Below are 12,620 nucleotides of genomic sequence, written 5' to 3'. Positions count from 1 at the left end.
CGTCGAGGGACGCGCTCCTAGCTGCGCTTCAGGCAAGGTCGGGATCGGCTGGTCGCGCGCCGATCCGTTGCAGATTGACCCGCCCCTTCTAGATTGGACGTCGTTGTCGGAGCTCGACGGCGTCAGCGGGGGATCATGACCGTCTCAGCGAAAGATCAGCTTGCTCTGATGGCCCGCTATCACGGATGGGCGACCAAGCGTTTGCTGGCGTCCATCGAACCCATGCCCGAGGACGCCTATCGCCGACCCTGCGGGCTGTTCTTCCGGTCGGTGCACGGCACGTTGAACCACCTGCTGCTCACCGACAGCGAGATCTGGTATCCTAGGTTCGCCGGGGCTGCGACGGGAAGCCTCGCGCTGGACGCCGAGATCGAAGGCGATCGGGCCAAGTTGGCGTCCCGACTGGTCGCGGCGACGGCCAGGTGGCGCGAACATGTCGAGAGCCTGAGCGAGGCTGCGCTGGCCGAGGATCTGCGCTTCACGATGACCACCGGGCAGGCGCGCACATTGCCGATGCCGGCGGCGCTGCTCCATGTCTTCAATCACGCGACGCATCACCGGGGCCAGATCACCGCCGCGATGTCGATGATGGGCTTCGAGTATCAGCCGCTCGATCTGGCTCAGCTGATCTTCGCGGAACAAGCGTCATCCGCGCCCAGATGAACGCTGGCTGCCCATTGCGGAGAGGTACGGCGATGGAACTGAAAATCCCGATCTCGTACGGCCAGCTATGCGTGTTCGATCCATCGTTCGACGCCCCGTACAACGCGTGGGCGGACGATCATGTCGCGCAGGGGTTTTCGTGGCGACCTGGCAGTGTCTCGTTCGCCGTGGATGACGATTGCGCCTTGGCGGTGGTGAAGGTCGCTGTGGCCGACGGCCCGCCGCAACTCGACGCAGCCGAGAGCGCGATCAGGACGCCTTTCGTGGCGGCGGCGACTGGGACAGTCGAGATCGGGAGCATTCTGTCGGGATTTGAGGTCGCGCTCCCGCCTGGTCCTTACGCGCTCTACTTCCTGACCCCTCGGGGTGAGACCCAACCGTTTCAGCTGATCTTCGTCCCGGCGGACGAAGTCACGCCGGCTGTCCTGAAGGAAGGCCGCAATGCGAAGATCCAGTCGCACTATCTGATGGAAGCGAGCCCCGCATAGTCGGCCGGGACATCGGACGGCCGCGCTCGACCCCGTCGCCGAAGTCGACCTAAGGTTCCCGCCCAAGGGTGAGCGCCGGGGGCGTCATGCAGAATGTGATGGTCTATCTCGTCGGGCCGCCCGGCGTCGGCAAGTACACGGTCGGCAAGCTGGTCGCCGAGCAGCTCTCGGCCAAGCTGCTGGACAACCACTTCTGGAGCAATCCGATCCTCGAGGTGGTCGAGCCGGACGGGCGCGTGCTGCCCGCCGGAGTGTGGGACCGGACCGACGACGTGCTGGCCGCGGTGCTGGAGACGGTCGCGCGGTTCGGGCCGGCCGGGCGCAACTATGTGTTCACCCACGCGGTGTCGGACGCCGGCGGACACCCTCTGGACTGGATCATCGCCGGCCGGATCCTCGGGGCCGCCGAGCGCCGGGGCGCCAGCCTGTTGGTCGTCCGGCTGGCGTGCGGCGAAGCGCAGCTGCGGGAGCGGATCTCCAATGAGGAGCGGCGCGGCAGGTACAAGACCACGGACGCCGGGCAGGCCGGGGCGCTGGCCGGCCTCGACCCGTTCCCGATCAACCACGACTGGGTCCTCGACCTGGAAATAAGCGGGCTCGGAGCGGCGGAGAGCGCCGACCGGATCGCGGCGGAGCTTAAGTCCCGCTTGCCGTCGTAGGCCGGGGCGAGGTCCGGCGGCGAGCTGCGCAATGTCGTGGTTCGACCTCAGGGTTGGGCCTGATGCCGGGGCTAGGGGCGGAGTGGTTGTCTTGGGCGGCAGGCAGGTGCGGTTCGCGCGCCGCGGCTTGGCCAAGGGGACCGGACATGGGCGTCAGCTCGGACGACGACAGCCGCAAACTCAAGGGACTGTGGGCGGCCAGCGACCGAGTCGTGCACTTGAGCCAGGCGCTGGTCATCCTGGCGGCGGAGCTGCTGGTGATCGCTGCGATCCTGGTGGCGACCTGGATCCTCTACGCCCTGTTCATCGAACGCGTGGGCGGGTCGCTCGGCGCCCTCGACACGCTGAGCGAGGTGCAGGCGGCGGTTGAGCAGGTGTTCGCCGGGGTGCTGCTGCTGATGCTCGGCCTGGAGCTGCTGAAAAGCCTGACGAGCTTCTTCACGGGCTTCAAGACCCAGGTGGAGATCATCGTGGTCGTGGCGATGATCGCCGCGGTCCGGCACGTCATGCTGATCGACCTGGAGCATACCGCCTGGACGACCCTGGTGGGGTCTGCGGCCCTCGTCCTGGCGCTGGCGGTCAGCTACGCGCTCATCCGCCTGCGCTTTTCGAACCGGGCCGCAGGCGACTGAAATCCTAGAGCGTGACAGCTTCAAGTGGAAGCCGGTTGAAGCGGCCGTCACGCTCTAAGCTTTTGAAGATAGACCCTTTTCGTCCGGGGCAGGTGATTCCACCTGAAGCGGAAAGGGTCTAGCCGCCGGCCGCCTGCACCAGGGCGCGCACGCCGGGGGTGACCATGATGATCAGGTCGGCCGGCGGGCGCTGGCCGAAAAACGAGAAGATCGGGCGGGCGGAGGCGGCCTCGAAGGCGTCGGCGCGGTCGAGCACGGTCTTGGCGCGGGCGGCGAGGTCGGGGGCGAGCGGCTTGCCGACCTCCAGGGCGTCGAGGGCGGCCAAGCCGACGGCGGCCATCTCGGCGATGTCGGCGGAGACGGGGAGGGCGTCCCGCACGGCCGGGTGATCGGCGGCGAGCGCGGCGACGCGGCGGTGGTTGGCGGCCCAGACCTCGAAGTCGCCGCGGAGCGCGGCGCGGCCCTCGGCGTCTCCGGCGGCGACGTGTTCGGCGCGGGCCACGAAGGCGCGGGCGACCAGGCTGTCGACGGGAGCGGCGTCGGCCAGGCCATTGAAATTCTGGACGAACTTCTCGCCGCGCAGCAAGGCCGGGACGCGCTGGTCGTGGGCCATATTGCGAGCCGGGCCGACGAGGTCCAGCAGGACCAGCAGCGGTTCGGAGGCGCCCGGCGCCAGGCGCGAGGCCATGCGGGCGCGGGTCGCCAGGTCCTGCAGGCCCAGGCGGCGCAGGCGGTCCTGCTGGACGGCGAGGCGGGCGTACATGTCGCCCTCGTCGCGTACCTCGCGCGGGGACCAGAAGCGTTCGGCCAGGGCCGCGGCGCGCGGCCAGAGCCGCGAGTCGAGGATCTCGTCGGTAATCAGTTCGGCCCAGACAGGGGCCTCGCCGCCGAGCACCAGGGCTTCCTGCTCGGGGCTCAGCGGGGCCATCGGCTGGACGATGACGCCGTCGGTGACGAAGCGGGCGACCAGCGGGTGCAGCTTGCGGGCGGCCTCGGCGTCCTTGGGCGGCATGCCGGCGGCGGAGGTGTCGAGCGGGTCGAGGCGGTAGGAGAAGGCCGCGGTGTTCAGCAGGTCGAGATAGTAGCCGGCCGAGACGATGGTCTTGTGGCCGAGCGCGGTCGCCCGCGCAGTAGCGTTGGAGGTGCGCCAGGCGTGGACGACGACGTCGCGCGGCAGGGTTCCGGTGTCGATGACCTCCTCCCAGCCGACGACGATCTTGCCGCGGCGGGTCAGGGCCTGGTGGATGCGACGGTGGAAGTGCGCCTCGACCTCGGCCTTGGTCTTGAGGCCCTCGGCCTTCATCAGCGCCTCCACCTGGGGATCGCCGGCCCAGGCGTCGTCGGGCACCTCGTCGCCGCCGATGTGGAAATAGGCGTCGGGGAACAGGCCGGCCATCTCGTCGAACAGCCGCTCGACGAAGCGGTAGGTCTCGTCCGAAGCCGGGTTCAGCACCTGGAGGCCGGCGGCGGGGGCGCCGGCCGGGTTGGAGGCGAGCTGCGGGTAGGCGAGCGTCATGGCCCGCGCGTGGCCGGGGACGTCGAACTCCGGCGCCACGCGCACGCCACGGTCGGCGGCGTAGGCGACCAGCTCGCGGATTTGGCCTTGCGTATAGAACTGGCCGTGGCCGGCGACCTCGTGCAGGCGCGGGTAGCGGCGGCTCTCGACGCGGAAGGCCTCGTTGTCGCTGAGGTGCAGGTGCAGGACGTTGAGCTTGACCTGCTCCATGGCGTCGATCTGGCGCTTGATCGTCTCGACGCTCATGAAGTGGCGGGCGGTGTCGATCATCACCCCGCGCCAGGGAAAGCGCGGGGCGTCGTCGATGGCGACAAGGGGCAGGGAGGCAGAGCCGTCGGGGCCGGTCTCGAGCAGTTGGCGAAGGGTGGCCAGGCCGCGCAGCACGCCGACCGGCCCGTCGGCCTGCAGCGCCACGCCCCGCGGCGAGACCTGCAGGCGATAGGCTTCGCGCGCCTCGAGCGTGAGGGCGCCGGGATCGGCGGCGGCGCAGGTGATCTCAAGGGCGGGGCCGCCGGCGGCGAAGGTCTCGACGCCGGTGAGGCGAGCGAGGTCGCGCTGGAAGCGTTCGGCGGCGCGATCCAGCATCGGCTCGCGGCAGCCGGTCCAGGTGACGACGAAGCGGCCGGCGACCGGCAGGACGCCCTCGTGCTCGGTCACCGACTGCGGCAGCGGGGTGAGAGAGACGGCGGCGGCCGGCCCGGCCCCCAGCAGGGCGAACGCACAGGCGGCGGCGAGGGCGGCGGGGCGGATCGGCATGGGGCGGCCTCCGTGGGAAAAAGAGTCCTGGCGGCGGCGCAGGGGAGCGACGCCGCCAGGCGGTCCGGGGGCATGGCCGGACCAAGGGCGGCGCGTCGGGAGAAGGCCCGCCGCGCCGCGTTCAGGGACGATGGAAGCTAGTAGTTAGCCGTGAAGCGGACCCCGAAGTAGCGGGTGTTGTCGCGGCTGATGCCGGTGCGGGTGCGGATCACCGTGCCGGCCGGCGGCAGGAAGATCCCCAGCGTGGTGCCGTAGGTCTCGGCGCTCTCCTCGAAGAGGTTGTTGGCCAGCAGGTCGAGCTTGTAGGTCCCGTTGGTGAAGCTGACGCCGGCGTCGACGAAGGTGGTGGCGGCGAGGTTCTTGGCCGGGTCGCCCAGCAGGTCGGTGTTGGACTTGCTCTGGGCGCGGACCGTGCCGTTCAGCACGATGTCGTAGTCGCCCAGCACCTCGCGGAACGTGTACGAGCCGCTGACCGTGCCGCGCCACTCGGGGGCGCTGGCCAGCTGGCGGCCGGCCAGGTCGCGCTGCACCGGGCGAGCGACGGTTTCGCCGGGCACCACGATGGTCTCGCAGCCTTGGGCCGCGGTCTGGTTCGTGTAGCAGGGCGCGTAGGGGAAGGATTCGATCTTGGCGTCGGTGTAGGAGACCGCCGCGTTGAGGCGGAAGTCGTCGGTGACGACGGCGGCGGCCGAGAGCTCGACCCCATGGGTGCGGACCTCGCCGACCGAGGCCAGCTTGAGCACCGGGATCGTGTTGGCCTGGGTGGCGTCGTAGAGGATCGTCTGCAGCTGGTAGTTCTCGTAGCGGCTGTCGAAGTAGTTGACGTTCAGGGTCATGCGCCGGTCGAACCACTCGGTCTTCAGGCCGGCCTCAACGGCCTTCACCTTTTCCGGCTCGAGGGTCTTGAGCGTGCCGGCCATGGCCGCGGTGTTGTCCTCGGCGTCGTAGACCGGCCCCTGGGAGGCCTTGCCGTAGGTGACATAGGCCATGATGTTGTCGGTCAGGTGATACTGCACCGAGGCGTCGTAGTTCACGTAATCGCCGCTGTCGTCGCCCTTGGAGACGATCAGGTCGTTGATCTTCGGGAACGGGATGGTGATGCCGTTCTCCAGCCGGCGGCTGGTGGCCAGGATCGGGTTGAAGACCCAGGTGTAGTCCACCTTGTCCTTCTCGTAGCGCAGGCCGCCCATGACGGTGAGCTTGTCGGTGACGTCGTACGAGGCGTGACCGAAGACCGCGAAGGCCTCCTGGCCGAACACCCGATGCCAGTCCACCGGCAGCAGGAAGCGGGTGTAGTCGTAGGTGTTCTCGGTGTTGGAGTAGAAGGCGCCGGCTACGTACTGCAGCGGGCCGTCGCCGCTGGAGGTCAGGCGCACCTCCTGGGTCACGTACCTGGTCTTGTTGTAGATGTGCGCGAAGCCGTCGAAGTCCGGGCGCATGGCCATGTTGACCAGGGTCGAGGCGGTCAGGTCGGTGGTGGCCGGATTGGTCTCGCGCAGGAACGAGGTGATCGAGGTCAGGGTGACGGCGTCCAGGTCGTAGTCGATCCGCAGCACGCCGCCGTCGTCCATGGTGCGGCTCTTGGAGTCGCGCGGCGAGACGAAGCCGTCGAGGTCGAAGGTGGCCGGGGCGGGGCGCAGCTCGGAATACGGGCGCTTGGGGAAGTTGAAGTCGTAGGGCGTGAAGATCTGCGACGTCGGGACCGACGAGTAGCCGAGGATCAGCGCGCCCAAGCCCTGTTCGACCGCGTTCCGCTGCTGGTGGAAGGCGGTGATCGTGACGGTGAGGTCCTCGGTCGGGGTCAGCTCCAGCTTGCCGCGGACGCCGTTGACCTCGGAATAGGTGTCGGCGCCGGTGGTCAGGTTGGTCAGCACGCCCTTGGTGTGGCGCGAGTAGGCCGAGAGGCTGAAGGCCGCCCAGTCGTTGATCGGGCCGGAGACGAAGGCGCCGAACTGGCGCTCGCCGTCGTCGGTGATCATGGCGGTGGCGAAGCCGGTCCAGACGTCGGACGGCGAGCGGGTGACCAAGTTGATCAGGCCGCCGGTGGCGTTACGGCCCGACAGCGTACCTTGCGGACCGGGCAGGACCTCGACCCGTTCGATGTCGATGAGGTTGTTGGCCAGGGTGGCGCGCGAGGGCTGGGGCACGTCGTCGAGGGTGACGCCGACCTTGTTCTCGGCCCCGATGTTGGAGGCTGAGGTGGCGACGCCGCGGATCGACAGGCCGGTGCCGGAGATCGAGGGGACCAGCTTCTTGAGGTCGGCGATCTCGGTGACGTTGTTCTGGGCCAGTTCCCCGGCGCCGACGACCTGGACCGGCTTGGGGATGTCCTGGACGTTCTCGGCCCGCTTCTGGGCGGTGACGACGAGTTCGGCCAGCAGGCCGTCGTCGCTGGACTGGGCCGCGGCCGGCGAGGCCGCCATCAGGACGAGCGCGGACGACGCCATGAGGGCGCGGCGTGCAGAGATGAACATGTTTTCTCCCCGTATTTTCTTCGTGGCGGCCAACCCGGTCGCCGTGTGGTGTTCTTGTGTAATCGTTATCATCGTCGGCCGAGCGCAGGCGCGCAGGGACGGCGATGACGTCGTCGTACTGGGACGTGCTGCCGCGCAGGCGGCGGCGCTGTCTTGGAAACCCGACCCGATGCCCCGGAGTCGGCCCTTACCTAAATCGTGAACTTACATCCGGTCAATACCGCATGTAAGTGAACGGCGAAGCCTTGCAGAGCCGGGGGCGGTGCGCGGATAGTGCGGCCGAGCCCTTCCAGAATCACGAGACCCGATGAGCGAACGCCCGCGCCGCATGACCCAAGCCGAGCGCACCGCCAGGACGCGGGCCAAGGTGCTGGCGACGGCGATCGACTGCCTGCACGCCGAGGGCTACGCGGCGACCACCACCTCGCTGGTGGCCCAGCGTTCGGGCAGCCGCGGGGCGATGCTGCACCAGTTCCCGACCCGCGCGGACCTGATGCTGGCGGTGGTGGAGGCGGCGTTCGAGGAGGAGATGGACCTCTACGACGCCCGGTTCGGCGCCATCGCCGACCCCAAGGAGCGGGTGCTGGCCATCCCCGAGGCCGTCTGGGAGACCCTGAGCCGGCCGGCCGGGGTGGCGGTGCTGGAAATCCTGCAGGGCTCGCGCAGCGACCCGGCGATGACGCAGAAGCTGGCCCCGGTGCTGGCGCGGATCTCCAAGGAGTCGCGCCGGCGGCTGATCAAGTGGTTCGACGCCGACTACCTGGCGCCGCCGGCGGAGATGCGGCTGATCGTCTGGGCGGTGCGCGGGCTGTCGATCTCGCAGGTGCTGGAGCCTGACGTCGGCGACGTGCGCGAGTCGATCCTGCTGCTGCGCAGGCTGATGGAAACGTTGCATGGGGGAGGCAAGGCATGAGGCTGCTGCTGGCCGCGGCGATGGCCCTCGCTCTGGGGGGCGGCGCGCAGGCCGCTCCCGTCGGGATGGTCGATGACCCGTGCCCGCCGCCGGCCGCGCCCGATCCGCTGGGAAAGGAGATGTCGGAGGCTCTGGTCGCCGACGCGCCGTTCCCGCCGGCGCTGCTGGCCAAGCTGATGGACCCGGCGCGGGGCGCGGCGGCCGAAAAGGCCAAGGCCGAGCAGGCGGCGCGCGATTGGGCCGACCTCTGCCGCTATCGGGCGGCCAATGTCGCTGCCTTGAACGCCAAGAATGGGGGCGTCGAGGCGGTGTTCATCGGCGACTCGATCACCGAGCTCTGGATGGTCGCCGATCCGGGCTTCTTCAGCGCCGCGCGGGTGGACCGCGGGATCAGCGGCCAGACCAGCGCCCAGATGCTGCTGCGGTTCCATGCCGACGTCGTCGCCCTGAAGCCGAAGGTGGTCCACATCCTGGCCGGCACCAACGACGTGGCGGGCAATCTGGGGCCCAGTCGACCAGACGATTTCAAGAACAATATCAGGGCGATGGCGAAGATTTCTGATGCAAGCGGCATCGCCGTGGTGCTCGGCGCGATCCCGCCGGCCGACCGCTTCCTTTGGCGGGCGGGGCTGAAGCCGGCGGCGCAGATCGGCGAGCTGAACGCCTGGCTGAAGGGCTTCGCGGCGAGCCGCGGCTATGTCTTCGCCGACTATCACGGCGCGATGGCGACGCCGGAGGGGGCGATGCGCCCGGCCTTCAGCAAGGACTTCGTGCATCCCAACCGCGCCGGCTACGGCGTCATGGCGCCCATCGCGCAGGCGGCGCTGGACGAGGCGCGGCGGCGCGGTCCAAGAAAGGCGGCGCTGGGAGGAAGCTGGCCATGACGATAAGGTTCGCGGCGCTGACGGCGCTGGCCGCGCTGTCGGTGGGGACCGCCTGCGGAGCGCAACTGTTGCCTAAGGACACCGAAGTCTGGACGCCCGAGCCGCCGGTGGTCGCGCCGGGCGCGCAGCCAAGCGCGGCGCCGTCCGACGCGCTGGTGCTGTTCGACGGCACGGATCTGTCCCAGTGGGTGGCGACCAAGGACAAGTCGCCGGCCGGATGGACGGTGGAGGGCGGGGTGCTGACCGTGAACAAGGCGGCCGGCAACATCGAGACCAAGCAGAGCTTCGGCGACTATCAGCTGCACATCGAGTGGCGCATTCCGGCCAACATCACCGGCGAGGGCCAGGCGCGCGGCAACAGCGGGCTGTTCCTGGCTTCCACCGGCGGCGGCGACGCCGGCTACGAGGTGCAGATCCTCGATTCCTACCAGAACCCGACCTATGTGAACGGCCAGGCCGCCAGCCTCTACAAGCAGCGCCCGCCGCTGGCCAACGCCAGCCGCAAGCCGGGCGAGTGGCAGACCTACGACGTGATCTGGCGCGCGCCGGTGTTCGGCGCGGACGGAGCCCTGGTGAAGCCGGCGCGGGTCACGCTGCTGCACAACGGGGTGCTGGTGCAGGACAATGTCGAGCTGACCGGCGAGACGGTGTTCATCGGCAAGCCCAAGTACAAGGCGCACGGCAAGTCGCCGATCAAGCTGCAGGCCCACCGCGACCCCAGCGAACCGATCAGCTTCCGCAACATCTGGGTGCGAGAGCTGGGGCCGGCGGGGTGAGAGGCCGATCGTGGGCGAGCTCTTCGGGATCCTGCTGTGGCATGCGGCGCCAGTGATCCTCGCTCTCCTGCTGTGGCGGCAGCTTCGCGATGGCGTCATCTGGGTCGGGTTCGGCGTCCGCAGCGCACAGCGAGCGACTGAGCCGGTAGCCTATTGGCTCGGCATTGCCGGGTGCTGTTTCGTGCTGTTGTTAGTCTGTTGGATCGTCGGGAGCGCTGACGTGGCCGCCCTTCAAGAGCGCGGCTGGTTGTGAGGCCGGGAGGGAGCGTGGTCGGTTCGGAAACTTCGTCCGATAGGAGCCGTCTCCGCATCGCCATCGCCCAGACGCCCGTGGGGTTCGATCCGCGGGAGAACGGCGCGGTGATCCGGGCGCAGATGCGGGAGGCGGCCGACGCCGGGGCCCGGCTGATCCAGTTCACCGAGGGGGCGATGTCGGGCTATCCGTCGGGGCCGGGCAAGCAGGCCCTGGCCGGATGGCGGGTGGACTGGGCGGCGCTGCGCGAGGAGCTGGAGGCGACGGCGGTCCTGGCGGCGGAGCTGCGGCTTTGGACGGTCGTCGGTTCGAACCATCCGCTGACGCCGCCGAACCGGCCGCACAACAGCCTCTATGTCATCTCCGACCAGGGAGAACTGGCGGGCCGCTACGACAAGCGGCTGCTGTCGTACACCGAGGTCGGCGACTGGTATGCGCCCGGCGCGGAGCCGCTGGTCTTCGAGGTGGGCGGGTTTCGCTTCGGCTGCGTGCTGTGCATCGAGATCCAGTTTCCCGAACTGTTCGTCGAGTACGCCCGCCAGGAGGTCGACATGGTGCTGCTGTCGACCTTTTCCCGCGATCCGATGTTCGCGGTGCAGGCGCAGGGGCATGCGGCCTGCGGCGCCTTCTGGCTGGGCTTCTCCGTGCCCGCGCAATGCAGCGACGCTGCGCCCAGCGGCCTGATCGGGCCGGACGGACGGTGGATCGCCGCGGCGCCCGCGGACGGCGCGGCGGCGGTGATCGTGGCCGATCTGGATCGCGGGTCGGCGGCCCTGCGCGGCGCGCTGGAGTTCGCGCGGCCATGGCGGACGCGGGCGCGGGCCGGCGATCTGCACGACCAGGCCCGGGTCGTCGATCCGCGCAGCGCAGACGTCGGCCGCTTCTGAGGCGCTGCCTGGGCTAGTTCGAGGCGGGGCGGGCCCGAACGCCAATCCGGACAATTCGACCTTCCAGTTCAGCGCCGATCCGAGCCAGGCCTGGATGATGCAATTCCCGGCCACCCACTATTGGGAATACGGCCAGTGGCTGGACCCCTACACCTCGGGCGAGCTGGTCCGCGACTACCTGATGCGGGCGCTCTACGGGACCTTCTCGAACGTCAAGAACGCCGATCCGGAGCAGTACGCCAACCTGGAGTTCGACTGGATGGCGTTCGTCGCTGCCCAGGGGGAGTTCCGACGCTACCGTGGCGACCACGTCCTGACCGAGAACGATATCCGCAACCACACCCGCTACAACGACATGCCGGTCTCCAATGACGGGTTCTTCTGCATCCACTGCGCCTGGAACCCGGGCGAGGGGAAGTACGACTTCCGCCTCAAGGACTGGATCATGGACGTGCGCGACCAGCAGCCCTACGGCATCCCGTTCCGCTGCCTCTATTCGGCGAACATCGACAACCTGCTGATGGCGGGCAAGCACATCAGCGTCACCCATGTGGCCGGCTCGTCGGTGAAGCTGATGGGCAACGGGGCCCAGCATGGGGTGGCTGTCGCGGCCGCGGCGTTCCTGTGCAACGAGCACGACACCACCCCGCGCGGGCTCTACGACGCGCGCCTGGACGAACTGGTCGGGCTGGTCGACCGGTTGAACGGCCACGAACACGCGCCGGGCGGGCGGTTCGTGGCCGTGCCGGGGTAGGGGGTTAGCGCGCCTCGACGGTGAGGTGCGCGAGCTCGTGGACCGGGGCTAGGCGGCGGCGGACCTCGGCGGCGTCGAGGCCGCCGGCCACGCTGACGATGGCCGCGTGCGCCTGAGGACCGACGCGCCAGACATGCAGGTCGCAGATGCGCGCGTCGCCGGGGCCTTCCAGCAGTTCGCGGACCTCGGCGGCGACGTGCTCGTCGGTGGCGTCGAGCAGCACGCCGGCGGTATCGCGCATCAGGGTCCAGGCCCAGCGGGCGATCACCGCCGCGCCGACCAGGCCCATGACCGGATCGAGCCACACCCAGCCGAGCATGCGTCCGGCCAGCAGGGCGACGATGGCCAGGATCGAGGTCAGGGCGTCGGCCAGGACGTGCATGTAGGCCGAGCGCAGGTTGTTGTCGCCGCTGTGGTGGACGCCGTGGTGACCGTGGTGATGGTCATGGCCGTGGTCGTGATGGTGGCCATGGTCGTGGTGATCGTGGCCGTGGTGGTGATGGCCGGCGCCGAGCAGCAGCGCGCTGACCAGGTTCACCGCCAGGCCGACGACGGCGACGATGGTGGCCTCGCCGAAGGCCACGGTGGTCGGCTCTAGGAGCCGCTTGACCGACTCCACCCCGATGCCGACCGCGACGACGCCGAGCACCAGGGCCGAGGCGAAGCCGGCGAGGTCGCCGACCTTGCCGGTGCCGAAGCTGAACTTGCTGCTGCGGGCATGCTTGCGGGCATAGGCGTAGGCCGCGGCCGACACGCCCAGCGCCCCGGCGTGGGTGGCCATGTGAAAGCCGTCGGCCAACAGCGCCATCGAGCCGGTCCAATAACCGGCGACGATCTCGGCGACCATCATCAGGGCGGTCAGGACCACGACCCACATCGTGCGGCGGGCATGGTCGTCGTGCGCCGCGCCAAGGAACACGTGGTCGTGGACGAGGGGGGCGGCGTCGTTGGCCGGGGGCATGATC

The 12,620-nt window shown here is 69.4% G+C and carries 13 protein-coding genes; 10 read left to right on the top strand and 3 right to left on the bottom strand.

What is annotated here, in order from left to right:
* Positions 1–135: 135 nt before the first annotated feature.
* From OUA97_RS17065 to OUA97_RS17050, 4 genes are all read left to right on the top strand, one after another.
* The gene (locus tag OUA97_RS17065) at positions 136–663 is read left to right on the top strand and encodes a DinB family protein (RefSeq protein WP_267233230.1); all 528 of its coding nucleotides are present in this window, start codon (positions 136–138) and stop codon (positions 661–663) included.
* A gap of 32 nt (positions 664–695) precedes the next feature.
* The gene (gene comJ / locus OUA97_RS17060; RefSeq protein ID WP_267233229.1) at positions 696–1,151 is read left to right on the top strand and encodes a competence protein ComJ; all 456 of its coding nucleotides are present in this window, start codon (positions 696–698) and stop codon (positions 1,149–1,151) included.
* Positions 1,152–1,237: 86 nt separating this feature from the next.
* Positions 1,238–1,810: an AAA family ATPase gene (locus tag OUA97_RS17055; RefSeq protein ID WP_267233228.1), complete on the top strand. Its 573-nt coding sequence runs from the start codon at positions 1,238–1,240 to the stop codon at positions 1,808–1,810.
* 146 nt (positions 1,811–1,956) lie between these two features.
* On the top strand, positions 1,957–2,442 hold the full coding sequence (locus tag OUA97_RS17050; RefSeq protein ID WP_267233227.1) for a phosphate-starvation-inducible PsiE family protein: 486 nt from the start codon (positions 1,957–1,959) through the stop codon (positions 2,440–2,442).
* A gap of 118 nt (positions 2,443–2,560) precedes the next feature.
* On the opposite strand, the gene OUA97_RS17045 is transcribed toward OUA97_RS17050, so the two are convergent.
* Together OUA97_RS17045 and OUA97_RS17040 are read right to left on the bottom strand one after the other, a co-directional pair.
* A complete protein-coding gene (locus OUA97_RS17045) occupies positions 2,561–4,714 on the bottom strand; it encodes a beta-N-acetylhexosaminidase (protein WP_267233226.1) in 2,154 nt (717 codons plus the stop codon).
* 137 nt (positions 4,715–4,851) lie between these two features.
* Positions 4,852–7,188 (bottom strand): TonB-dependent receptor, encoded by a 2,337-nt coding sequence (locus OUA97_RS17040; protein WP_267233225.1) that lies wholly within the window; start codon positions 7,186–7,188, stop codon positions 4,852–4,854.
* A gap of 307 nt (positions 7,189–7,495) precedes the next feature.
* Between OUA97_RS17040 and OUA97_RS17035 the strand changes: the two genes are divergently transcribed.
* From OUA97_RS17035 to OUA97_RS17010, 6 genes are read left to right on the top strand one after another with little or no spacing between them, the layout of a single operon-like run.
* A complete protein-coding gene (locus OUA97_RS17035; protein WP_267233224.1) occupies positions 7,496–8,101 on the top strand; it encodes a TetR/AcrR family transcriptional regulator in 606 nt (201 codons plus the stop codon).
* Positions 8,098–8,985, top strand: a complete 888-nt coding sequence (locus OUA97_RS17030; RefSeq protein ID WP_267233223.1) for a GDSL-type esterase/lipase family protein — start codon at positions 8,098–8,100, stop codon at positions 8,983–8,985. The genes OUA97_RS17035 and OUA97_RS17030 overlap by 4 nt, the downstream gene beginning before the upstream one ends.
* Positions 8,982–9,761 (top strand): 3-keto-disaccharide hydrolase, encoded by a 780-nt coding sequence (locus tag OUA97_RS17025; protein ID WP_267233222.1) that lies wholly within the window; start codon positions 8,982–8,984, stop codon positions 9,759–9,761. Before OUA97_RS17030 ends, OUA97_RS17025 begins: the two co-directional genes overlap by 4 nt.
* A 10-nt stretch (positions 9,762–9,771) precedes the next feature.
* Entirely contained in the window at positions 9,772–10,014 is a 243-nt protein-coding gene (locus OUA97_RS17020) for a hypothetical protein (RefSeq protein ID WP_267233221.1), read from the top strand.
* 14 nt (positions 10,015–10,028) lie between these two features.
* Positions 10,029–10,901, top strand: a complete 873-nt coding sequence (locus OUA97_RS17015; RefSeq protein ID WP_267233220.1) for a carbon-nitrogen hydrolase family protein — start codon at positions 10,029–10,031, stop codon at positions 10,899–10,901.
* Positions 10,843–11,655, top strand: coding sequence for an FAD-dependent oxidoreductase (locus OUA97_RS17010; protein WP_323690930.1), 813 nt, complete (start codon positions 10,843–10,845; stop codon positions 11,653–11,655). The genes OUA97_RS17015 and OUA97_RS17010 overlap by 59 nt, the downstream gene beginning before the upstream one ends.
* 4 nt (positions 11,656–11,659) lie before the next feature.
* On the opposite strand, the gene dmeF is transcribed toward OUA97_RS17010, so the two are convergent.
* Complete coding sequence (dmeF, locus tag OUA97_RS17005; RefSeq protein WP_267233219.1) at positions 11,660–12,616, bottom strand: CDF family Co(II)/Ni(II) efflux transporter DmeF; 957 nt, start codon at positions 12,614–12,616, stop codon at positions 11,660–11,662.
* Between the last annotated feature and the right edge of the window lie 4 nt (positions 12,617–12,620).

This window comes from Phenylobacterium sp. 58.2.17 (assembly GCF_026411515.1).
In the GTDB taxonomy this organism is placed as follows: Bacteria; Pseudomonadota; Alphaproteobacteria; order Caulobacterales; family Caulobacteraceae; genus Phenylobacterium.
This window is presented reverse-complemented; position numbering and strand designations above follow the sequence as displayed.